Source organism: Luteibacter sp., from assembly GCF_036500425.1.
Classification (GTDB): domain Bacteria; phylum Pseudomonadota; class Gammaproteobacteria; order Xanthomonadales; family Rhodanobacteraceae; genus Luteibacter.
Map to the genome: position 1 here is coordinate 20585 of NZ_DASYCB010000001.1, position 22469 is coordinate 43053.

General features: G+C 63.8%; 24 protein-coding genes. 11 read left to right on the forward strand and 13 right to left on the reverse strand.

What is annotated here, in order from left to right; all coding sequences use genetic code 11:
- Positions 1-103 precede the first annotated feature (103 nt).
- Together VGN46_RS00115 and VGN46_RS00120 are read left to right on the forward strand one after the other, a co-directional pair.
- Positions 104-508 carry a hypothetical protein gene (locus VGN46_RS00115; RefSeq protein ID WP_331639326.1) on the forward strand — a complete coding sequence of 135 codons (405 nt, stop codon included), beginning with the start codon at positions 104-106 and terminating at the stop codon, positions 506-508.
- A gap of 49 nt (positions 509-557) precedes the next feature.
- Positions 558-941 carry a hypothetical protein gene (locus tag VGN46_RS00120; RefSeq protein WP_331639328.1) on the forward strand — a complete coding sequence of 128 codons (384 nt, stop codon included), beginning with the start codon at positions 558-560 and terminating at the stop codon, positions 939-941.
- On the opposite strand, the gene VGN46_RS00125 is transcribed toward VGN46_RS00120, so the two are convergent.
- The 4 genes from VGN46_RS00125 to VGN46_RS00140 form a co-directional block, all read right to left on the reverse strand.
- Positions 938-1165 (reverse strand): hypothetical protein, encoded by a 228-nt coding sequence (locus VGN46_RS00125; RefSeq protein ID WP_331639330.1) that lies wholly within the window; start codon positions 1163-1165, stop codon positions 938-940. The genes VGN46_RS00120 and VGN46_RS00125 overlap by 4 nt on opposite strands.
- A 158-nt stretch (positions 1166-1323) precedes the next feature.
- Positions 1324-1665: a hypothetical protein gene (locus VGN46_RS00130; RefSeq protein WP_331639332.1), complete on the reverse strand. Its 342-nt coding sequence runs from the start codon at positions 1663-1665 to the stop codon at positions 1324-1326.
- Between the two features lie 91 nt (positions 1666-1756).
- Positions 1757-2446 (reverse strand): carbonic anhydrase, encoded by a 690-nt coding sequence (locus tag VGN46_RS00135; RefSeq protein WP_414675188.1) that lies wholly within the window; start codon positions 2444-2446, stop codon positions 1757-1759.
- A 212-nt stretch (positions 2447-2658) separates the two neighbouring features.
- Positions 2659-3381 carry a murein L,D-transpeptidase catalytic domain family protein gene (locus tag VGN46_RS00140; protein WP_331639334.1) on the reverse strand — a complete coding sequence of 241 codons (723 nt, stop codon included), beginning with the start codon at positions 3379-3381 and terminating at the stop codon, positions 2659-2661.
- A gap of 137 nt (positions 3382-3518) precedes the next feature.
- On the opposite strand from VGN46_RS00140, the gene VGN46_RS00145 reads away from it, so the two are divergent.
- The 3 genes from VGN46_RS00145 (at position 3519) to VGN46_RS00155 (ending at position 6485) form a co-directional block, all read left to right on the forward strand.
- Positions 3519-5255, forward strand: coding sequence for a L,D-transpeptidase family protein (locus tag VGN46_RS00145; RefSeq protein ID WP_331639336.1), 1737 nt, complete (start codon positions 3519-3521; stop codon positions 5253-5255).
- Between the two features lie 60 nt (positions 5256-5315).
- A complete protein-coding gene (locus VGN46_RS00150; RefSeq protein ID WP_331639338.1) occupies positions 5316-6047 on the forward strand; it encodes a 2OG-Fe dioxygenase family protein in 732 nt (243 codons plus the stop codon).
- Positions 6048-6152: 105 nt separating this feature from the next.
- Positions 6153-6485, forward strand: a complete 333-nt coding sequence (locus tag VGN46_RS00155) for a 2-hydroxyacyl-CoA dehydratase (RefSeq protein ID WP_331639340.1) — start codon at positions 6153-6155, stop codon at positions 6483-6485.
- Positions 6486-6564: 79 nt separating this feature from the next.
- On the opposite strand, the gene VGN46_RS00160 is transcribed toward VGN46_RS00155, so the two are convergent.
- Both VGN46_RS00160 and VGN46_RS00165 read right to left on the reverse strand, forming a co-directional pair.
- Positions 6565-6816 carry a Txe/YoeB family addiction module toxin gene (locus VGN46_RS00160; protein ID WP_331639342.1) on the reverse strand — a complete coding sequence of 84 codons (252 nt, stop codon included), beginning with the start codon at positions 6814-6816 and terminating at the stop codon, positions 6565-6567.
- A 6-nt stretch (positions 6817-6822) separates the two neighbouring features.
- Positions 6823-7092, reverse strand: a complete 270-nt coding sequence (locus VGN46_RS00165) for a type II toxin-antitoxin system prevent-host-death family antitoxin (RefSeq protein ID WP_331639344.1) — start codon at positions 7090-7092, stop codon at positions 6823-6825.
- 117 nt (positions 7093-7209) lie between these two features.
- Here VGN46_RS00165 and VGN46_RS00170 point away from each other — a divergent pair, with 117 nt between their 5' ends.
- A complete protein-coding gene (locus tag VGN46_RS00170; RefSeq protein WP_331639346.1) occupies positions 7210-7638 on the forward strand; it encodes a MarR family winged helix-turn-helix transcriptional regulator in 429 nt (142 codons plus the stop codon).
- Positions 7635-9395 carry a chloride channel protein gene (locus tag VGN46_RS00175; protein ID WP_331639348.1) on the forward strand — a complete coding sequence of 587 codons (1761 nt, stop codon included), beginning with the start codon at positions 7635-7637 and terminating at the stop codon, positions 9393-9395. The genes VGN46_RS00170 and VGN46_RS00175 overlap by 4 nt, the downstream gene beginning before the upstream one ends.
- Here VGN46_RS00175 and VGN46_RS00180 read toward each other — a convergent pair.
- Entirely contained in the window at positions 9392-10978 is a 1587-nt protein-coding gene (locus VGN46_RS00180) for an inorganic phosphate transporter (RefSeq protein ID WP_331639350.1), read from the reverse strand. The two genes, VGN46_RS00175 and VGN46_RS00180, sit on opposite strands and share 4 nt — an antisense overlap.
- A gap of 124 nt (positions 10979-11102) precedes the next feature.
- On the opposite strand from VGN46_RS00180, the gene VGN46_RS00185 reads away from it, so the two are divergent.
- The 3 genes from VGN46_RS00185 to VGN46_RS00195 all read left to right on the forward strand — a co-directional run bounded on the left by VGN46_RS00185 (position 11103) and on the right by VGN46_RS00195 (position 14501).
- Positions 11103-11897 (forward strand): CHAD domain-containing protein, encoded by a 795-nt coding sequence (locus VGN46_RS00185; protein WP_331639352.1) that lies wholly within the window; start codon positions 11103-11105, stop codon positions 11895-11897.
- A gap of 160 nt (positions 11898-12057) precedes the next feature.
- Positions 12058-12804: a DUF1080 domain-containing protein gene (locus tag VGN46_RS00190; protein ID WP_331639354.1), complete on the forward strand. Its 747-nt coding sequence runs from the start codon at positions 12058-12060 to the stop codon at positions 12802-12804.
- Positions 12805-13196: 392 nt separating this feature from the next.
- Positions 13197-14501 carry a carbohydrate-binding protein gene (locus VGN46_RS00195; RefSeq protein WP_331639356.1) on the forward strand — a complete coding sequence of 435 codons (1305 nt, stop codon included), beginning with the start codon at positions 13197-13199 and terminating at the stop codon, positions 14499-14501.
- Positions 14502-14535: 34 nt separating this feature from the next.
- On the opposite strand, the gene VGN46_RS00200 is transcribed toward VGN46_RS00195, so the two are convergent.
- Entirely contained in the window at positions 14536-14763 is a 228-nt protein-coding gene (locus tag VGN46_RS00200) for a hypothetical protein (RefSeq protein ID WP_331639358.1), read from the reverse strand.
- A gap of 125 nt (positions 14764-14888) precedes the next feature.
- Positions 14889-15638: an SDR family oxidoreductase gene (locus tag VGN46_RS00205; protein WP_331639360.1), complete on the reverse strand. Its 750-nt coding sequence runs from the start codon at positions 15636-15638 to the stop codon at positions 14889-14891.
- Positions 15639-15736: 98 nt separating this feature from the next.
- Here VGN46_RS00205 and VGN46_RS00210 point away from each other — a divergent pair, with 98 nt between their 5' ends.
- On the forward strand, positions 15737-16660 hold the full coding sequence (locus VGN46_RS00210) for a LysR family transcriptional regulator (protein ID WP_331639362.1): 924 nt from the start codon (positions 15737-15739) through the stop codon (positions 16658-16660).
- Between the two features lie 59 nt (positions 16661-16719).
- Here the strand turns inward: VGN46_RS00210 and VGN46_RS00215 are convergent, their stop codons facing one another.
- The 4 genes from VGN46_RS00215 to VGN46_RS00230 are packed head-to-tail and all read right to left on the reverse strand — an operon-like array spanning position 16720 to position 22374.
- A complete protein-coding gene (locus tag VGN46_RS00215; protein ID WP_331639364.1) occupies positions 16720-17853 on the reverse strand; it encodes a hybrid sensor histidine kinase/response regulator in 1134 nt (377 codons plus the stop codon).
- The gene (locus tag VGN46_RS00220) at positions 17850-18422 is read right to left on the reverse strand and encodes a chemotaxis protein CheB (RefSeq protein ID WP_331639366.1); all 573 of its coding nucleotides are present in this window, start codon (positions 18420-18422) and stop codon (positions 17850-17852) included. The genes VGN46_RS00215 and VGN46_RS00220 overlap by 4 nt, the downstream gene beginning before the upstream one ends.
- Positions 18419-19276 (reverse strand): protein-glutamate O-methyltransferase CheR, encoded by an 858-nt coding sequence (locus VGN46_RS00225; RefSeq protein WP_331639368.1) that lies wholly within the window; start codon positions 19274-19276, stop codon positions 18419-18421. Before VGN46_RS00225 ends, VGN46_RS00220 begins: the two co-directional genes overlap by 4 nt.
- Positions 19249-22374, reverse strand: a complete 3126-nt coding sequence (locus tag VGN46_RS00230; RefSeq protein WP_331639370.1) for a response regulator — start codon at positions 22372-22374, stop codon at positions 19249-19251. Before VGN46_RS00230 ends, VGN46_RS00225 begins: the two co-directional genes overlap by 28 nt.
- Positions 22375-22469: the final 95 nt, after the last annotated feature.

Sequence of the window (22469 nt, forward strand, 5' to 3'; positions counted from 1 at the left end):
TTCGCAGATGTGCAACGCGAGTGAAGTGCCATGACGTGGCCTGCACACGGTGGACCGAACAATGCCGCGCCCTACGTCCCCGACGCCCTAAGGAAATCCTGCCATGGCCAGCCGCGACTGGATCGAGATCGAGTCTTTCGAAGCCATCGACGATATCGGCCAGTTTGACCAGCCCGACATTCCCCGCGTTGAGGCAATTCTTGCAGGGTCGCCCGAACGGGAGTGGCAGCAGTTCTTCGCGGTTCGAGCCCATGCGCTTGAGCAGAGCCACCCGGGGCTGCGTATGGAGATTCTCGCGGACCGGCTCGGCTTCCACACACGGGTTGCCACGCTGGAAGAGACCTGCCGGCTGGTAAACGATGCCGTCCAGGGCACCAACCACGACTACGCCGCCCAGAAAGCCGCCGAAGAAAAGCGGATCGCCGACCGCGACCAGGAAGTCCGCGACCTGATCGCCCGGGTGAAGTCATTCAACGCCGACTGGCCCCCGGAAGATCCGACCGAATAGCGTAATAAAACGTGCGGAGGCTTAGCCGCAGAGCTAAACTACCGCCACGATGAGCACCCGCCCCGACGCCCTGGTATTTGACCGCGCCAGCATGGTGGCGGAGACCGTTGCCATGGTTCTGGAGGACGCGGGCTATGCGGCTCGTGCAACGGTGACTTACCGGGATGCTAAGCGCGCCTTTCAGAACATGCCCGATTTGTCGGTCCTGGTCATCCACGCGGATACGCCGGGCGAACGGCGCGGCACCGCCCTGCTCCACGCTGTGCTGCGTGAACGACCGAAAACGGCCATTGTCGTCGTCTCAAGCCGCTTGCCCGAGGACCTGGAGCCCTTCCCGCTCAGCGCGGTTTTCCTCGAGAAGCCGTTCGACCGCGACCAGTTGATGGAGGCTATCGAGGACGCGCGCCAGCTGCGCCCTCGCCAGCCGGGCTAGCGTTCCAGCCGCGATAATGACTCGCGGGCCATGCGCCAGCCCTCGGACATCGCCATTTTCTGGGAATCGTATGAGACACCGCCGCTATCGCTGGTGTCGATAATGGTCGTCCCGTCGCGCGCGAAGACGCGGTAATCCCACGTATAGCGGGGGATGTCGTGGACGCTGCTATCGCGCAGGCACTCCACATCGATGCGGGATTCTTCGTCCAGGTCATGGCCCATGGCACGCTCCGCCGGCTGTCGGGAGGGAGAGTGCAGCAAGGTCCATATAAAGACGATGCGAACGGCAGAGAAAAAAGCCGTTGCAGGAGGGCGCTTGTGCGCGATCGGGGATGCCGCGAGCACCCATCGCGCGCAAGCGCGCTCCTACATTTATCGGGTTAGAGGCAGGAGATGGCTTCGTCGCGGTAGCGGCCGTCGTACTCGGAGCCTTTCTTCATCTTCTGGATTTCGTACATCACGACCTGGGCACCGGCGCCATTGGCCGTGACTTCGAGGCGCTCATGCTTGCCATCGTCGCTGGCATTGACCACGCCCTTGTCGTCCTTCGCGTCGCCCTTGGCATCCTTCGTCAGGGCCTGCCATTTCGGCACGACGCACTGGACGTAGGCCGGCACGCTCTTGCCCGTCTTGCTGCTGAGCTTGGGCAGGGTGTCTTTCATGCCGCTGGTGGCGCAGCCGGCCAGGAGGATGCAGCCGGCGATCGCAAGAACGTGTTTCATGCTCGATTCCACGGTGAGGTTACCGGGATTCTAGCTGAGAGCGCGGGCGGGGATCAGGTCCCCGCCCGCGACGCCCGTTTACAGCACCCGATCAGGACGCCCTGTCGAAGAAATCGACCCGGCCGGTATCCAGGTGATAGTAGGCGCCGACCACTTTCAGCCGCCCTTCCTGCTGGGGTTTCAGCATGATCGGATCGCTCTCCTTGCGGAGGACTTCAACCACCCGGCGGACATTCTGCTTCACGGCGTTTTCGACGGGATCGCCAGCCAGGTTGCGTGCTTCAAGCACCGCCGGAATGATCGGTTCAATCATGTTATCGATCGCGCCTGGGAATCGCGCATTATTCGCGACCACCGACATGGCCGCCTTGACCGCTCCGCAGGCCTCGTGTCCCAGCACCACGACCAGCGGTACGCCGAGCTCCGCGACGGCATACTCGATCGAGCCCATCGCGACGACATCGACGGTATTTCCCGCGTTGCGCACAATAAACAGCTCGCCCAAACCTCGTCCGAAAAGAAGCTCGGGCGGGACACGACTATCCGAGCAGGACACGTACGCACAGAAGGGCGCCTGTCCCTGCGCCAGCGCGAGGCGACGAGCGGCACTGATATCCGGCGTCTTCAGCTCATTGCGGAGGAACTGCGCGTTACCCGCGATCAGCAGGTCAAGGGCCTCGTCAGGACTAAGCGCCGCGCGACCATCCTTCGTGGGGACGGGCTTGACGTTAGCTCCTTTCGCCGGACTTCCAAGCGCGGACGACGCGGGAACTGCAGCCAGTGCGGCAGCGCCGAGCACGGCTTTGCCGATGAATGAACGCCGATCACCTTTCACCAAACTCTCCTGATGGACAACGGGAAAGCCGTGGATCGCGCGACATGATGGTGTTCCGGCACGTCCCGCCACGGCATGCTGGCAAGGTACACGCGGGTCACCGGGACCACTAAGGCCGCCGGGGCCAGAAGGTGGTCAAGCGGGGCCAGACGCGCGGATCAGGTTCCTGCGCGGGCGACGGTGTTGGCTTCGGTCTTGGCGAGTTGGTTAGTGCTGCACTTCAGGTAGCTCGACGAACTCAGCCACTTCTTGTCCGGGTAGTACGAGAACACCATCTGCCCACCCTTCAGCGCATCGATCAGCTTGTGCGCCACCGCCGTGCTTACCGCGGGGCACCCCCAGCTACGGCCAATGCGGCCGGCGGCATGCGCCATGGTCTCGCTGACATACGCCGCGCCGTGGATCACGATGGCACGCGCCAGCGCATTGCTGTTCACCCCGGGCTCGAGACCGGTCATCCGCAGCGAGTAGCCGTTCTTGCCCATGTATGTCTCGGAGGTGCGGAACAGGCCGATGCTCGAGGCCAGGCTGTTGGGCGCATTCGAGAACTTCGTGCTGTCCGCGTCGCCACTGTTCTTGCCGTGAGCGACCAGTTCCTGGAAGAGCAGCTTGCGGTTTACCGTATCGAAGACCCACAAGCGGGGTTCAGACGACGGTTTGGAATAGTCGATCACCGCCAGGCGGTTTGAAGGCGTACCACCCTGGCTCTGCGCGCACTCCGCAGCCTGGACAGCGAGCCCAATGACCTTGGGGTTAGCAGCGGGGGCCAGCTTTGAAAGCGCATCGCCGAGGGAATCGGCGGCATGGGCCTGGAGCGGTAGGAAAGCAACTACACCGAGTAGCGGTGCGGACGCCAGAAGCGCACGAATCGATCGGATCATCAGGTAAGCCGGGGACTACAGATCGGTCGATCCTAACGTGGTGATCATTTACTGACCACAACATCGTCACATCTCTGCCCTTCATATATGTGAAAGGGTGAAGGAATCACCGCGTAAAAAATGGGAAGCAATAGACAATGACTATGGAAAAGCGGTCTCGTGGCGCCTCGGTACTGATCTTCCTTCTGCTGGCCCTGCCCTTGTGCGGCAAGGCCCAAAGCCCGACCACGGCCGCCTCGGCGGCCCTTCCTCCACCGATCGTCGCGCCAGCACCCGGTTCATCCGTGGCGTCCAGCGTGCCGCAGCCGCCGCCGACCGATGACCCGGCCGCCCAGGCGATTTACGCACGGATCGTCGCCATGGCGCCGATCCAGGGCGGCCCGCTGACCCGGCAGGAGGCCGCGATCGGCCAGGCCCTGACGGATTTCTACATGCAGCGCCACTATGCCCCGGCCTGGTCGGACAGTCAGAACGTCGACCAGTTGTTTGCCGGGCTGGCCTCGGTCGAGGCTGACGGGCTCCTACCCCAGGACTATGGCCTGGATGCCTTGCGCAACATCCGCCAGGCCCCCGGTTTCGCCGACGCCAGTCCCGCCCAACATGCCGATTTTGACCTCGTAGCCACCCGCGCCTACATGACCGCCCTGGTCCAGCTGGCGCGCGGCAAGGTGGACCCGGCCCGGCTGGATCCGGTCTGGAACATCGATCCCCTGGCGATCGATCCGCAGCAGGGCCTGGCCATGCTGGAGACCTCGATCGACGAGCGCTCAGTCGACCAGGCCTTCGCCATGGCGCGGCCGCAAAACCCGCTGTACGCGAAGCTCCGCGACGGCCTGGTGCAATTGCGCGCCACGGCGGCGAGTGGCGACTGGCCTACCGTGCCCGATGGCCCGTCGCTGAAGCCTGGTATGAAGGATCCGCGTGTGAGCGCACTACGCGCTCGCCTGGTCGCTGGCGGTTACCTCGACACCACGCTTGCCCAGGGGCAGCACTACGACAACACCGTCACCGACGCTGTAAAGCGCTTCCAGCAAGATCATTACCTGGATGTCGATGGCGCGGTGGGAGCCGACACGCTTGCAGCGCTCAACGTGTCCCTCGCGCAGCGCATCGGCCAGGTCCGCGCCAACCTCGAACGCGCGCGCTGGCTACTGCATGCCCTGCCCGACACCTTCGTGGTCGTCGACGTCGCAGGCTTCAAGGTGACCTATTACCGCGATGGCCATCCGGTCTGGAAATCACGGGTACAGGTGGGTAAACCGTACCGCAGCACACCGATCTTTCGCTCGCAGATCACCTACATCACGTTCAACCCGACGTGGACCATTCCACCCACGATCCTGAAAAACGATGTGCTGCCCAAGATTCGCGCGAATCCTGCCTACCTGGCGAACAACCGTATCCGCGTCCTCGACAGCGCCGGGAACACGATATCGCCCGGCAGCGTGAACTGGTCGAGCCCGCGCAGCATTACCCTGCGCCAGGATGCCGGGCCCGGTAATTCTCTTGGTCAAGTCGTCATCCGCTTTCCCAACGCCTTCGCCGTCTACCTGCACGATACCCCGCACCAGGAACTGTTCTCGAAGGCCAAACGCGACACCAGCTCCGGCTGCATCCGCGTCGAGCATCCGCTCGACCTGGTCCAGTTGCTCTTCAACGATGATGAGAAGTGGACCCGCGATGCGATCGACGAACGGATCGCTACCGGGAAGACCCAGAATGTCACGTTGCCGACGACCGTGCCGATCCTGCTCGCATACTGGACGGTGGACATCGACGACGACGGCCGCCTTGCCTACAAGAACGACATCTATGGACGCGATGCCCCGCTACTCGCTGCGCTGGACAAGCCCCAGCGGCTGAAAACCCTGTAGCGCAGCGGCGCGGCGCGCTTTACCGCAGCCCGGCCCGGTGGCCGGGCGTATACTGCGCCGATGAACGCCCCCCTCGAAGCGACCGAACTCACCCTCCACGACCAGGTGCACGACGAGGGCTTCGCCTTCGTCCACGGCGAGACCATGCGCGAGCTGGTGAGCCACGTTGCCTCGCTCGACGATTGGGAAGCCTTTGCGGCGAGCTGGCATGCCCTGGAGCCGGATACCTACCTCGCAGCCACAGGGCGTTTCCGTCGCCGCCGGCACGCGGTCTACGCCGCCGAGCGGTTTGGTCATGTCGAACTGCGCCCGCACCAGGCGCACTTCCAGACCCTCGCTTACAACACCTTGCAAGGCGATATCGAGCGCTGGTTCGAGCCGGTACTCCCGGAAATCGCCACGGGCGCGAGCATGCGAGCCATCCTGGATTTCTGTCGGGATTTCTTCGGCGGGCTCTCGCCCGACGTGCCGCACTGGCACATCGAGGCGCACCAGTTCCGCATCGAAGCCACCGCCGCCGCCGCCGGGGAGCCCACGCCCGAAGGCAGCCACCGCGATGGCGTGGATTACGTCCTCGTCCTGCTGGTCGATCGCGAGAATATCGCCAGTGGCACCACCACCATCCATGCACCGGATGGGCGCGCGCTCGGCGAATTCACCCTCGCCAAGCCTTTGGATTCGGCACTGATCCACGACCCACGGGTGTTCCATGGCGTGACCCCGGTAACCCCGCTGAACGCCGCCAGCGCCTCACATCGGGACGTGCTCGTGGTGACCTTCCGCGCCGGCTGACCGAGCCATTATTGAGACGCCCGGGTGCCATATTGGCCCGTATTCTCAAATTTCCGACATCTGGCCATGCCACAATTGTCGTCCATACCGTAACCGACTGAAGTGATGAATTCGTCCGGAAAATACGATTTCAGACAGTTCCAGGACGAACTCGCCGCCCTCGACCGCCAGAACGTCGCCGCTAGCGATGCCGCCAAGGCCGTGGTCAAGGAAGCGGTCGTCGAGAAACGCAAACCCGGCCGACCCAAAACCGTGCGCGTGGATCCCCTGGCCGAAGCCCGCACTGCATTTGAGGCTTTGCGCATGCGCCATAACCTCACCGTGGCCGATGTGGTCGCCTGGTTCCCGGAAGAAGAAGGCGTGACCTACCTGCAGGCCTTGCTCGCCCAGCCTGCGCCAAAACGCCGCCGTAAGAAGGCCGACGGCCCCGAGGCCTGACGGCGTACGATGCCGGGTATGTCCACGCGTACCCGCACCCCTGGCCTTCGCTCACTGTTTTTCGCCTATCGCGGCACGATCATGCCCGGCATGCGACGATCTCGAGTTCACTATCCGTGAACTGGTAGACAAGTCGGTGCCTGTCATCAATTCGCCGGGACCAGGCACCCGCCAGGTCGCCTCGCAACGGCTTCGGCTTGGCTATGCCTTCAGTAGGCGTGCGCAAACACTCTTTAATCAGCAGGTTGACGCGGGCCATGATCTTCCGGTCGTGTAGCCACGATTCGTAGTCCGACCATCCTCTCGGCGTGAAAGTGAGCTTGCGTCCCATGCGACCTCACTCATCCACATCAATAAGCTGACGCTCGGTCGCCTCGCCGGCCCGCCCCTGCCGCAAGCTCTCGAGAAGATGCTCGCGATTGGCCCCACTGAGCAGATAGGCCGTCTCTTCCATGCTCTCCCAGATGCGGGCAGGCACGAGATACACCGCCCTGCTTCCGTCCGGATCACCGCGTCGGGTGACGATAGCGACTTCCGCGTCATCCACCACTGCATCGAGCACCGTGGCCAGGTTGTTCCTCACCTCCGAGTAATTGATTGCACGCATATCCACCTCAACTTGTCCAAGTTCTTGTACAAGTGTAATGCGCCCGGCCCGTGTTGCAAAAAAACATATACATCACACTGTGATATATTTGCGGCGTCCATCGGTTCCGTTACTCCCATGACGTCATCTAAGAAATCCGCCGGCCTTGCAAAGGCCGACTTCGAACAGCTATCGGAATTCCGACATCAGATCCGCCGGTTCGAGCGGTTCTCGGAGAACGCGGCCAAGGAAGCTGGGCTCACGCCGCTTCAGTACCTCCTGCTGTTGCACATCAAAGGCTATCCGGGCCGTGAGTGGGCGTCTGTCAGCGAACTGGCCGAGCGCTTGCAGGCGCAGCACCACGGCGTTGTAGCGCTTGTGACCCGTTGTGAAGACCTCGGCTTCGTTACACGCACGCCGTCGAACGAAGATCGCCGCGTCGTGGAGGTACGCCTCACGCGGGACGGCGAAGCGATGCTGGTGAAACTGGCTGCGCTGCACCGCGCCGAACTGCAATCGCTGCACGGCACCCTTTTTATCCCCAACCTTCCCCACCAAGACTCATGAACCACGACACTTCCCGTCGCGACTTTTTCGCCAATCCGCGCATGCCGCTGATGGCCGGCCTTGCCATACCCGTCGGCATCCTCTCCACGCTTGCCGCCTATGTGCTGATCAACCTGATCCACCTGTTCACTAACCTGTTCTTCTTCGGCAGCTTCTCGTTCGCCGATCGCTCGCCGGCGTTGAACACGCTGGGGCCGTGGGTGATCGCGATTCCGATCGTGGGTGGCTTGCTGATCGGCCTGATCGCACGCTTCGGCACGGAGAAGATCCGCGGCCACGGTATTCCCGAGGCCATTGAGGCGATCCTGTTTGGGAAGAGCCGCATGTCGCCGAAGGTGGCCATCCTGAAGCCATTGGCCTCGGGTATCGCGATCGGCAGTGGCGGCCCGTTTGGCGCGGAAGGTCCGATCATCATGACCGGCGGCGCGCTGGGCTCGATGCTTGGGCAGACGCTCAGCCTCACCGCTGCGGAGCGCAAGACCCTGCTCGTCGCCGGCGCCACGGCCGGCATGACCGCGGTGTTCGGTACGCCGCTGGCAGCCGTACTCCTTGCCGTCGAACTGCTGCTGTTTGAATGGCGCCCACGCAGCTTCATTCCGGTCGCAGTGTCGTGCGCGGTCGCTGGTTTCGGCCGCGCGGTGTGGTTTGGCACCGGCGCCATCTTTCCGCTGGAAACCGGGCAACCACACATGGTGGCGCTGTTCTCCTGCGTCATCGCCGGCCTGCTTTCCGGCATGCTCGCGGCGGCACTCTCTGTCGCGCTGTACAAGGTTGAAGACCTGTTCGCCAAGTTGCCACTGCACTGGATGTGGTGGCCGGCCCTCGCTGGCGTCGTGATCGGTGTGGGCGGCCTGATCGAGCCACGCGCGCTCGGTGTCGGCTACGACGTGATCGACGACCTGCTCCACCAGAACGTCCTGATGCAGGTCGCCATCTCATTACTGGTCGTGAAAGCGATCATGTGGGTCGTGGCGCTGGGGTCCGGCACCTCGGGCGGCGTGCTCGCGCCGTTGCTGATGCTTGGGGCGGGCCTCGGCGTAGTGCTCAGCCGGATCCTCCCTGGCGCCGACCCCATGCTGTGGCCGCTGGTCTGCATGACCGCCACGCTGGGTGGCACGCTGGGTGCGCCGCTCACGGCCATCGTGTTCGGCTTCGAGCTAACCCACGACAGCCATGCGATGTTGCCTTTGCTGGCGGCGACGCTAACGTCGCATGCCTTCGTCACCGTGACCATGCGCCGCTCGATCATGACCGAGAAGATTGCCCGTCGCGGTTATCACATCTTCCGCGAATACGGGGTTGATCCGCTGGAACGGCATGCCGTGCGCGAGGTGATGACGACCCAGGTGCAGGCGGTCGATGCGGCGATGCCGCTGGTAACAGTGCTCGAAGCCTTCTTCGGTGCCGGCCAGTCCCACCGTGCCTTTCCGGTGGTGGCCGATGGCGTCGTCACCGGCATGGTCGACCGTGCATCGCTACAGGCATGGATCGATGCCGGTGCGACGCGAACCATCGGCGATGCCCTGGCCGGTTCGACGACGGAAGTGGTGCAGCCGAACGATACCTGCCAACAGGCGGCTGCGCGCATGGCGGTTCACCAGCTGGAACGCATGCCCGTGGTCGATGGTCCGGGCTCACGTCGATTGGTTGGCATCGTTTCGCGCAGCGACCTGGTCCGGCCGTTGGATACGCATTTCCATGAGGAGCACCGGCGCGAGCGCTTCTGGCGCCCACGCGGCGGTGCGTCGCAGCGCTAGAACACGTGGCGTAGCAGCCAGAACAAGGCGGCGGCGAGCGCGATCGACACCGGCAGGGTCAGTACCCAGGCCAGCAACATGTTGCGCACCGTAGCCCATTGCAGGCCCGAGCCGCTCGCGGTCATGGTGCCTGCCACACCGGACGACAGCACATGGGTCGTGCTCACCGGCAGGCCGAAACGATCGGCCGCGCCGATGGTGAGCATGGCCACGATCTCGGCCGAGGCGCCCTGGGCGTAGGTGAGGTGCTGCTTGCCGATCCGTTCGCCCACCGTACGCACGATGCGCCGCCAGCCGACCATGGTGCCCAGGCCCAGCGCGATCGCCACGGCGACCTTCACCCAGGTGGGAATGAACTTGGTCGCCTTGTCGAGCAGGCCGTGATAATTGTCGAGCACACCCTGGTCTTCCGGCGAGAACGCCGGCTGCTTGTCCTTCGCCATCAGCCGTAGGGCCTCCGAGCTCAGGTACATGCTGTTACGGACGTTGTTCACCTCATGCTGCGGCACATCAGCAAGCGACGAGCGCTGCGCCACCTGATCCGCGATCGTGGTGGTCAGCTGGTTCAGCGCGGCAAGCGTCTGCGGCGTCGCCTGGCGGGTCTGGATGTAGTGTTCAATCTCAGCGCGTGGGTTGGCCACGGTGGCTGCGCCGCTGGCGTATTTCGCCATGGTCTCGCTGGCATGGTGCGCGACCGAGACGAAGGTCTGCGTTTCACCGGGGGTCACCGCCTTGTTCAACGCGTAGGCGCTCGGCACCGTGCCGATGAGGATTAGCATGATCAGGCCCATGCCCTTCTGGCCATCGTTCGACCCGTGCATGATCGACACGCCGGTACAGGTCAGGATGAGCAGGCTGCGCACCCAGAACGGTGGCGGTTTGTCGCCATGCGGTTCGGCGTAGAGCTCAGGCGCCTTGACGAAGGTCTTTAGCGCGAGCAGCAACAGGTAAGCTAGCGCGAAGCCGATCAGCGGCGAGAACAACAACGATTTGCCGACGCTCAGCGCCTGGCCCCAATCCACCGCGGCGTTGGCGTCGCCGGCATTCATCATCTGGTTCATGATGCCGACGCCGATGATCGAACCGATCAGCGTGTGCGAACTCGACGAGGGCAACCCCAGCCACCACGTGCCAAGGTTCCAGATGATCGCTGCCAGCAGCAGCGCGAACACCATCGCGAAGCCGATGCCGGTGCCGACGTTCAGGACCAGCGCGATCGGTAGCAACTGGAGGACGGCGTAAGCGACCGCACCGCTGGAGATGAGCACGCCGATGAAATTCCAGCTGCCGGACCAGACGACGGCGAACGTCGCCGGGAGTGACCGGGTATAGATCACCGTGGCCACCGCATTGGCGGTGTCATGGAAACCGTTCACGAACTCGAAGCCAAGCGCGATCAGGAGCGCCACGCCGAGCAGGAAGTATTCGAAGGTGGGGCTGGCCGGGGCGACCGTCAGGTCATGGCCGAGCTGGGAGCCAATGTAGACCAGGGCGGCGAGAAGGACACCCCCGAACACCAGGAGGCTGATCGTGCGGGTCTGCGGGGAGCTGACGGGCTGGGAGCTCAGGACGGTGCTGTTCATCGCGTGCCTCCGGTCATGACCCGCCCACAACTAGCAAGCATGTATGACCGGCAGGTGTCAGGATGGCCGAATACCGCCATGCTGCCCGCCACGTGCTATACACAGCCCGATGCCACCCAAGAGCGTGCCAAGCATTCCCACGGCCCTGGCCCTGTTCGCCTCCCGCGAATGCCGCAGCATCGCGCGCGCGCTGGCCAATACGAGGGACCGCCACGGCGGCATCCACTCGGCGCGCAAGGGCTTGCGCCGGCTCAAGAGCCTGCTGAACCTGGGCACCGACGTCTTCGGCGCCGATCTGGGCGAGATCGAGGCCCGCATCGGCAAGCTGGCAACGGGCTTGTCACCGTTGCGCGACGCTCACGTCGCCCTTGTCCTGGCCCAGCGCCTGGCCGGGCCGCGACCCACGCCCGCCTGGGTTTCCGCCATGACCCGGCTCGAGCACCGTCGGGACGGCCGGCTGGTCGAGGCGCTGCACAAGGATCCACGCTTCCTGAAACGGCGGCATGCGGTCCGCGACTTGGGCGACCTGGTGGAACGGTTGCCCTGGCGGCTAGTGAAACGCGGGGTCATCGAAGCCACGCTGGATGAGCAGCAACAACGCGTAGTGAAGGCCGGCAAACGTGTGCGCAAGGAGGCGACACCGACGAACCTGCATCGCTGGCGTCGGCGTGCCCGACGGTTACGTATGCAACTGCAGTATGGGAAGCGCGTGTTGCATGCTTCGAACAAGACCGCCCACCACCGCGCGAAACACGACAAGGCGTCCACCCACGCCATGTCGAAACTCTCCGATAACCTCGGCGCCAAGCAAGACCTGCGCGCGCTACGCGCCCACCTGCGCGCACTGCGCGAACCCGAACTCACCGCGCCCCTGATCACCCAGATCGCGGACGAACTCAAGAAATTCCGAAAACTGTAGGAACGCGCTTGCGCGCGATCCAGGCGTGCTGCGAGCACCCATCGCGCGCAAGCGCGCTCCTACAGGGATACCGCGGGCAATTCTCGGCTAGGCAAACCAGCACGGGTGCGGACGGCTGGACGGCTGTATGCTCAGGCGCTTCCCCCCGCTGGAGTCCCCCATGCTTCGAGTCGCCTTGAAGGCCCTTGCCCTCGCCTGCCTCATCGCCCTGCCCGTCCACGCGGCGGAAACACCCAACACGCTGAGCGCCGCGGAGAGCAGCCAGGGCTTCAAACTCCTGTTCGATGGAAAGAGCCTCAACGGCTGGCACTCCTTCCAGCAAAAGGGCACGGGCAAGGACTGGAGTGTGGCCGATGGCGCGATCCGCCTTGATCGCGACCTGAAAGCACCGGATGCCGACTTCGCTGATCTGATGACCGACGCGGAGTACGAAAATTTCGACCTCAAGCTCGAGTGGAAGATGACCGCCTGCGCCGACGCCGGCGTGATGTTCAACGTCAGCGAAGCGCCGAAGTACAAGTACACCTGGGAAACCGGCCCGGAAATGCAGATCGCCGACCTTGTCTGCACCAAGCCGGATAGCTACACGCTCTACGAACGCTCGGGCGACCTGTTCGACCTTATTTCGTCGCATGTCGAGAACGTTCGCGAGAACGGCAACTGGAACCAGATCGAAATCATCGTCGACCACGGCCATATGCAGTTCTTCCAGAATGGCTATAAAACCGTCGACACGCAGTTGTGGACGCCTGAGTGGAAGGCGCTCGTCGCGAAAACCAAGTTCGCGAAGATGGAAGACTATGCGAAGTTCACCCGCGGCCACATCTCGCTCCAGGGTGGCGAAGACAAGGGCAAGCCGCCCATTCGCATCTGGTTCCGCAGCATCCGTATCAAGGATTTGGGTTGATCTGTAGGAGCGCGCTTTAACGCGATCGCGCGATCGCGCGCAAGCGCGCTCCTACAGGGTGACTACGTTGTCATGCGTGGACAGGATGACTGACAGGTTCCACTGACCAGCTATCGCGGCGCAGCAGGACAGATCCGGTGCGCAACGCCCGGAATCGCGCTTTTGTCTGCTAAATCCTGACGCATTGCCGCATATCGTGCACAAAAACGGTACATGCGCGACGTCACAAATTTGCAGCTTGCGAATAGACAACGTTGTCATTCGGGACTAAACCAGACACGCCGAATCGTCCGCAAAGACCGTGCGCCATCGTCACGGGGGCAGCCAAACGCAGGCGCCGGCAGCAGGGGAGAACCCACCACCCGGTAACACCACTCGAACGGAGAGTCGTCATGCACGTGAATGCAGGTGTTCGGTCCCGTCTTGTCTTCGGAAGCTGTACTGGCACGCTCGGCGTTGCCATCGCCCTAGCCCTTTCCGCCGCCGTACCCATGCGCGTTGCCCATGCGGCCACGGCATGCGCTGCCGCATGGAGTGCCGGCACGGTATATACCGGCGGCAACCTCGCCAGCGAGAACGGCGTCAACTACAAGGCCAACTGGTGGACCCAGGGTGACGACCCTGCCACCCATAACGGCGTCACCGGCTCCGGCCAGCCGTGGACTTCGCAAGGCGCCTGTAGCGGTGGCGGCACACCGCCCACCGATCCGCCGCCGACGGATCCCCCGCCGACCAATCCGCCCCCGGGCGCCGGTGCCCTGTTCTTCAGCCCCTACAAAGATGTCACGATCAACATGGACTGGAACACGAACATCATGTCGTCGTCGGTAACAGGGACGCGATTGCCCGTCGTCGGCGCGGGCAGCCTCGTTTCAACGCAAGTGCCTAACCTCGGCGCCATCACGCTCGCCTTCGCCAGTGGCGAGTGCGGCACGGAGAACTGGGGTGGCGTACCGGGCCAGGCCTTTGCCGATGCGAACATCGCGCGGCTCAATTCAGCTGGGGTGAACTACGTGGTCTCGACCGGCGGCCAGGCCGGCGTGTTTACCTGCGGCAGTGCAACGGGCATGGCGCAGTTCATCAACCGCTACAATAGCTCGCACCTGGTCGGCATCGATTTCGATATCGAAGGCGGTCAGTCGCCGCAGCAACTCAACGCCCTGGTGAGCCAGGCGGTTTACGCCGAAAGCATCCACCCCAACCTGCGCTTCTCGTTCACGCTTGCCACGCTCGCGGCATCCGATGGCAGCTTTGGCGGACTCAACAGCACGGGCGATGCGGTAGTTAAGGCGGTCAAGGCCTCGGGCCTGAAGAACTACACGATCAACCTGATGGCCATGGATTACGGTGCCGCCGGTGCCGGCGTCTGCGTCGTGAAGAATGGTGCGTGCGATATGGGCCAGTCGGCCGTGCAGTCGGTCATCAATCTCCAGCACACCTATGGCATCGCCGCCAGCAAGATCGAGATCACGCCCATGATCGGTGTGAACGATGTCTCCAGCGAAGTGTTCACCACCGCCGATATCGACACGGTGACGAACTACGCCGCCACCAACAAACTGGCGGGCGTGCACTTCTGGTCACTGGATCGCGATACGCCCTGCTCGCAGAGCACCGCCTCGCCGACCTGCAACTCGCTGCCTTCGACGACGCCGTTGCAGTACACGAAGCGCTTCCTCTCCGACCTGGGTCACTAAGCCGATCGAGGGATGCCGGCGTGACCGGCATCCCTCATGAGCCCAGCGATTCGCGGCGGTGGTCCTCATCCATCCAGCCCTCTCGGCGCTGCATGGACCACTCGATTTCGCGGCAGGCTTCGTTGCTGATGTACTTCCCGCGCAGCATCGCGAGCAATTCGCGATCGTCGATGCCAAGAACGGAAGCACGCGTGACCGCGCCCGTGATGCCTTCGGCGGCAAGCTCATCAAGCACCGTGCGAAGGTTCACGCGTCGGTTCATTTGAATCGTATCCATGGCGCAGTACCGCTGGCGTGATAAAGCCAGTGTGCTGGCCTCGGGGTGCGGCGCCGAGGTTAGAGAACGCGTGCGTCACTGTCTTACGTATAACTACGTAGCATGGATAGTTACAGCTGGCTCATGCCGCCATCGATCACGATTTCAGTGCCTACGATAAAGCCCGACTCCGGCGAAGAGAGGTGCAACACGGTAGAGGCCACCTCGTCCGGACGGCCAAACCGGCCCAGTGGAACCTGCGCCTGGATCTGTGCCGCGGTCGCTTCGAGTTGTGCGGTATCCATGCCGAGCTTGCCGTACAGCGGCGTCTGCACCGGGCCCGGGCTGACTACATTGACACGTACGCCCCGCGGCAAGAGCTCAGCGGAGAGTGTGCGCGCGAGCGTGATCAATGCGGCCTTGCTTGCAGCATATACCGAGGAGTTCGGCATGCCGATATGGGCGTTGATGGAGCCGTTGAGAACGATCGATGCACCCTGGTTGAGGTGCGGCAACAGGGCCTGAAGCTGGAAATAGGCACCCTTTACGTTCGTATTGAAGGTGAGGTCCCAAAGGCTCTCGTCGACCTGGTCGAACGCGGCGAACTTCGCTACACCGGCGTTGATGAAGACGGCATCGAGCTTGATGCCCTGCGCGGCTACCGCGGCGGCGAGCGCCCTGGCGTCGGCGAGGTTCGAGGCATCGTTCTTAAGCGCCACGGTGGCCGCGCCGAGGTTGGCCACGGCATAGGCCAGGGCCTTCTCATCGCGGCCCGTAAGCACGACGCGAGCGCCTTCGGTAGCGTATGCCTGGGCGACCGCAAGACCGATACCGCTGGTACCGCCGGTAACGAGGACGTTCTTGCCCGTGAAACGGTTCATGGTGTGGCTCCGGTTGGGTTGGTATGGACGATAGCTTGCTCTGCTCATGGCCGATTGGCGTACCATCGCCTCGTCGCAGACGTTCGATGGGGTCGAACATGTTGTCGGAAGACGAACTGGCCTTGCTCGAGGCGATCCGCGAGACCGGCAGCCTTTCCCGCGCCGCCGCCCATCTGGGCAAGGCGCCCTCCACACTTTCTCACGCTGCCAGGCAGCTCGAAGATCGTTTCGATGCCTTGCTCTTCGACCGCCGCCGTTACCGCCTGCAGCTCACGCCCGCCGGGCAATTGCTGGCCAATGAGGCCGCACGGCTCATGCAGGATGTGAACCGGCTCACCCAGCGGGTGAAACAGGTCGCGGGGGGCTGGGAGGATCGACTATGGATTGTCACTGATGAACTGCTGGAATTTGAACTGCTGTTTCCGTCGATCCGCGCCTTCGATGCGCTGAATTCCGGTGTGCGCCTGCGCCTCACCCACGAAGTCCTCGGTGGCACCTGGGAAGCGCTGCGCGATGGCCGGGCCGAGGTGGTGGTTGGCGCCACCAACGAGCCGCCTGCCATCCCCAAGCTGCGCTGGCATGAACTGGGCGTCATGGAATGGGTGTTCGCCGTGTCGCCGCGGCATCCCCTCGCCAAGGCGAAAGAGCCGCTCGATACGGATACCGTGACGAGACACCGGGCGATCGTCGTGGCGGATTCGTCGCGCGGCGCCTCGCGCGGCTACGGCACCCTGGGCGGCCAGCAGACACTCGCCGTGCCTTCCATGCGCGCAAAAATCCTCGCGCAGCGCGATGGCCTGGGCGTGGGCTGGGTTCCCCGATCGCGTGCGAAGGCGCTGCTCGATGCCGGCGAGCTGGTCGAAAAGCGCATGGCCGATCCGCGCGAACCAAACACCTTGTACGTCGCCTGGCGCGGCGATACGGAAGGCCGCGCGCTTGCCTGGTGGATCGAGCAATTCCGCCAGCCCCGCCTGGCCAAACGCCTGATCCAGGGCCTGCCCCTGGCCGCCGGCCTTATGTAGGAGCGCGCTTGCGCGCGATCCGGGTCTACCGCGAGCACCCATCGCGCGCAAGCGCGCTCCTAGAGGTTTCGGGTGGCGTGGCGCGGCATGTGGACGCGGAACTCGACGCCTTCGTCGATATTCTGCGCGACCACGTCGCCACCGTGCGCACGCACGAATTGATCGACGATGTAGAGGCCGAGGCCGAGGCCGCGGCTCGGGTGGAAGCTGCCCTTGAACGGTTCGAAGATCCGCTGGACAAGGCCAGGCGGTAGTACACCCGCATTGCGTACGCTTAGCTGCAGCGCGGCGGCGTCGGCACCGTTCACCTCGAGCACGATCGGCGTGCTGCCCAGTGCGTACTGCACGGCATTGCCGAGCAGGTTGGAGAGTACCTGCGATAACCGCGTGGAATCGAAGTAGCCAAGCATTTCGCCGTGGGTAATGACCTCGATGGCGCGGCTCGGGTGGGCCTGACGCGTCTCCTCCGCCACCGTCTCGGCCAGCGCACCGAGGTCATGGTTCGCCAGCTCCAGCCGGATCGCGCCCGACCGGATCCGCGAGAAATCGAGCAACTGGTCGATCATCCGCGCCATACGCCTCGCGCTGGATTCCACGTGGTGTGCCGTGCGTGCCAGCGGTCCGTCACCGACCTCTTCCTTGATCCGGTCGGCACACAACGTAATCGCCGAAAGTGGCGTACGCAGGTCGTGGGTGAGCACCGCGATCATCGCCTCATTCAGCTGCAGCGCGCGCTCCAGGCTCGCGTTCTGCGTCTTCAGCTGCTGACGCTGCTGATACAGCTGCACGAACACATCGACCTTGCCGAGGATCACCCGCGGATCGATCGGCTTATGCAGGAAATCGACTGCACCTGTCTCGTAGCCCTTGAAGGAACGGGCCGGATCGTTCGGGGAGGCGGTGAGGAAGATGATCGGCACATGGCGGGTGCGTTGCGAACCACGCATCAACTCGGCCAGCACGAAGCCATCCATGTCGGGCATCTGCACATCCAGCAGCGCAAGCGCGACGTCATGGACGAGTAACAGCTCCAGCGCTTCGGGACCGGAAGCCGCCTTGAGGATGCGGATGTCATCGCGGGCGAGCAACGCCTCCATGGCTACCAGGTTCTGCGGAACGTCGTCCACGATGAGGACGTTGGCCAGCTCGCGTGTGACAGCAGCTTCCTCATGCAAGCTCATCGACAAGGTCATGGGGCTAAGCTCCCAAGGCGGCGACACAAGTCGCTCAAGGTAACAATGGCATCGGCGCCGGCATGGGCAATCGCCGACGCTGGCATGACGGAGGCAACGGCTTCAGCGGGGTCCTGGATCCATACCGTGCCACCTTCGCGACGGACGGCAGCGACCCCCGCGGTGCCGTCGCTGCTCGCGCCGGTTAACAGGATGGCGAGCAGACCCTCACCGAATACTTCGGCCGCTGATTCGAACAAGGGATCGATCGCTGGCCGCGAGTACAGCACGGGCTCATCGCGGGAAAGTGAAACCGTCGCGCTGTCTTCCACCAGGAGGTGGTAGTCCGAGGGCGCGAACAGCACCACGCCTGCGCACAGCGGCTCCTTATCTTCGGCCTCAGCGACGGGCAATGCACAGGTGCCACCGAGCAATGCAGGGATACCGCTGGGCCGGTCGCGCGGAATATGTTGGACGACGAGCACCGGTGCCGGGAACCGCGCGGGGAAGCAACCCAACACATCACGCAACGCCAGGACGCCGCCTGCCGACGCCCCGATGACGACTGCCTGGGGGAAGGCCTGGCTCATGCGGCAGCCCTCCGGTACAGGCGCTGCTGCGGAGCGCAGGCCTCGAAGGCCGCGGCGTGCGCGCCAAACTGCAGCGACTCCTTCGCGCCCAGGCCAAGGAAACCACGGCGTACCAGCGAATCGTGGAACAGGCCGACGGCCCGGTCCTGCAACTCGCGATTGAAGTAGATCAACACGTTGCGGCATGAGACCATGTGTACTTCGGAGAACACCGCGTCCGTAGCCAGGCTGTGGTCGGCGAAGACGACCTGCTTCTTCAGGCGGCGCTCGAATACCGCCCCACCGTAGCCCGTGGTGAAGTAATCCGACAGTGAACGGCGCCCGCCCGCAGCCTGGTAGTTACGGCTGAACAAGGCCATGCGGTCCAGCGCGAACACACCGCTTTCCGCTGCCTCAAGCGCCTTGGGATTGATGTCGGTGGCATAGATCACCGTACGATCCAGCAGGCCTTCCTCTTCGAGCAGGATCGCCATGGACCACACTTCCTCCCCCGTGCTGCACCCGGCGACCCACACCTTGATGCTAGGGTAGGTCTTCAGCACGGGCATGGCATGCTCGCGCAAGGCGGCAAAGTAATCCGGGTCGCGGAACATCTCCGAGACCTGTACGGTGAAGTACTGCATGGCTTCGGCGAAAAAGACGGGATCATGGATCACCCGATGCTGCAGGTCACTCAGCCGCTCCAGCCCGTAGCGCCCCATCGCGTGGCGCATGCGCCGACGCAATGAACTCACCGCGTAGTGGCGAAAGTCATAGTGATAACGCAGGTACACCGCTTCGAGCAGCACCTTGAGCTCAAGATCGAACAGTTCGGTTTCCGCGGACATCAGCGCCTCGAGCACCACACACGGCACAACGACACGAGCTTGTCGATATCGATGGGCTTGGCGATGTAGTCGTTGGCACCCGCGGCGATGCAACGCTCGCGGTCGTCGGACATGGCCTTGGCCGTGAGCGCGATGATCGGCACCTCGGCGAGGCGGGCGTCCGCACGGATGAGCCGCATCGCTTCGAGGCCGTCCATCTCCGGCATCATGATATCCATCAGGACCAGGTCTACTTCGGTGTGCGCCAACCGATCCACCGCTTCACGGCCATTGCGGGCGATTTCAAGGCGTACGCCCAGCGGTTCCAGCACGCTGGTCAAGGCGAAGATGTTGCGAACATCGTCTTCCGCCAGCAGAACCGTACGGCCATCCAGCATCGCATCGCGCTTACGCGCTTCGCGCAACAGGCGCTGCTGGTCCGTTGGCAGCGAGGCTTCCACGCTGTGCAGGAACAAGGTCACTTCATCCAGCAGGCGCTCGGGCGAACGCGCGCCCTTGATGATGATGCTCTTTGAATAGCGACGGAGACGCTGTTCTTCCTCGCGGGTGAGCGAACGACCGGTGTAGACAATGACCGGGGGGAAGGCGAACGCCTCGCTGCCCGCCATGTGCTCCAGCAGGTCGTAGCCACTGCCATCCGGGAGCATCAGGTCCATCACCAGGCAATCGAAGGTCGACGTCGAGAGGTGATCCAGTGCATCGCGGATGCTGCCCACGGCGATGATCTCGAGCTGGTCGCGGGCGAGCAGCAAGGTCAGGTTATTGCGCAGCTCCGCATCGTCTTCGACGATCAGCAGGCGGCGCATCGTCCGTGCATAGCGATCTTCCAGCTGCGCAATGGCATCGACCAGGCGCTCGCGCGTCGCCGGCTTCATCAGGTGGCCAACGGCACCCAGCTCCATGGCCAGGTGTGTCTGTTCGGTCGCCGATACGACATGCACGGGGATATGCCGGGTCGCCGGATCACGCTTCAGGCGTTCCAGCACGCTAAGGCCAGAGACATCAGGTAAACCGATATCGAGCAGTACCCCGCTCGGCGAATGCGCCACCGCGAGCATGAGGGCTTCATCGGCGGTGCTGGCGACGATGCAATCAAAGTCCAGTTCGTGGGCCAGTTCGACCAGGGCGCGGGCGAAGATCACATCGTCTTCGACCACCAGGATCAGGCGTCCCGGGCGCTGCCGCGATGCGCGATCATCTGCAACCGCCGGGACAACCGGCGCCGGAGCCCGGCTTTTGACCGCCTCGGCAGGACCCGGCGCGGATGCCCTGGTACTGGCGCGCGGCACCGATGCAGGCGCAGGCATGAGGCTGGCCGGCGTCTGCGGCGGGGCTACGCTCGCATAAGCGCTACCGTCGACCGGCAGTTCCAGCGTGAAGCTGCTGCCCTCATCCGGCGCGCTCGCCACCGAGATATCGCCACCCATGCGCTGGGCGAGATCGCGCGAGATCGAGAGACCCAGGCCGGAGCCACCAAACTTGCGGCTGGTGCTGCCATCGGCCTGGCGGAACGCCTCGAATATCGCGTCCAACTGAGCTGGATCGATACCAATGCCGGTATCCGTCACCGTAAAGCGCACCCGATCACCCGGTGCTGCTTCCACACGCAGGGACACCTCACCCGCCTCGGTGAACTTCACCGCGTTCGCCACGAGGTTTTTCACGACCTGGCGCAGGCGCTGCTCGTCGCCGATGAGCCGGGTCGGCGCGCCCGGGGCCATCGCGATGCGCAAGGCAAGCCCCTTCTCGGCCGTCAGCGGCTCGAAGGTCTCGCGCACCCTTTCCAGCGTGGCTTCTACCGAAAGTGGCTCCGCCGCGATCTCCACATGCCCGGCTTCGATCCGCGAGAGGTCCAGGATGTCATTGATAAGCGTGAGCAGATCGTTGTTGGACGAATGGATCGCGGAGGCGTACCGCACCTGCTCCTCGGTCAACGAGCCGTCGCGGTTGTCCACCAGCAGCTTCGCGAGAATCAACGAGCTGTTCAGCGGCGTGCGCAGTTCGTGCGACATGTTTGCGAGGAATTCGGACTTGTAGCGGTTGGTTGCTTCGAGGGAGCGCGCGTTGCGGGCCAGGTCGGCCTGCGCCATCACCAGGGTCTGCCGCTGGCGCTCCAGCTCATGCGTACGCTCTTCGAGCTGCACATTGGTCTGCTCGAGCTCAGCCTGCTGGGCCTCAAGCGACGCATGCGATTGCTGCAGGCTGCGGCTCTGTTCTTCCAGCTCCTCGTTGGCCACACGCAGTTCTTCCTGCTGGGTCTGCAGCTCTTCACTCTGCCGCTGGGTCTCTTCGAGCAGCTCGTTCTGGCGCTGGCGCAGCGCGGCCGTGCGCAAGGCCACGCCAATGGCTTCGCTGCTGCGTTGCAGGAGCGCGAGATCCGCGGCATGCAGATCGGCGCCTCCGATCCGGCCGATCTCGAGCACGCCCACGGCATCGCCATCGGCTGTGACCGGCATGAGGAAGACCTCCGCGGGGGTCGTGCGGCCGAGCGTCGTCGCCACGGCGAGGTGCGTGGCGGAGAGGTCGGCCAATCGCTGAGGCTCGCCCTCCACCAGGACGTCGCCCAGCATGCCACCCTCGCGCGGCAACGTCGCCGGATGATCGCCAGGCAGACCGACCCCACCGCACAGCACGAGCTGGTGGCTGTCGGCGCGGTACAACGCGCCGACCTGCGCCTCTAACCGGCGGCAAAGGGCACGCACGGCGTGGCTGCCGATCTCTTCCGGCGTCTGCTCGCCACGCAGCGCATGGGATACGGCGTTCTGGCCTTCGTGCAGCCATAACATGCGTTCGGCTGCTATCCGCGCGCGCAAGGCCTGGCTTACCAGGGCAGCGATGACCCAGAACGAGGCAGCGCCAATGCTCCGGTTGATGACCGACGAGCCTTCGGCGATCGACGGCGGTGACAGCTTGTAGCCGATGGCGATCAGCACCGTCGCCAGGAACGCCACCACGAACGGCATGTCCCGGCGCGACTGGAAAACCATCATCCCGACCGCCAGGAAATAGAACACCCACACCGAGTAGCCCAACGGGGTAATGGCATCGATGCCCAGCGTGACGGCAAGAATCGCGAACACGACGGCCCAGATCGTGCGGTCACGTGTTATCAGTTTCTGGTTCAAGCGGTTGGCCCCTGTAGAACTCGCTCGCGCCCGCCTGCGCGGCAGGGCATAACCTTCAAACGGTGACGACCCGCTCGTAAAGGCGATGTGATGAT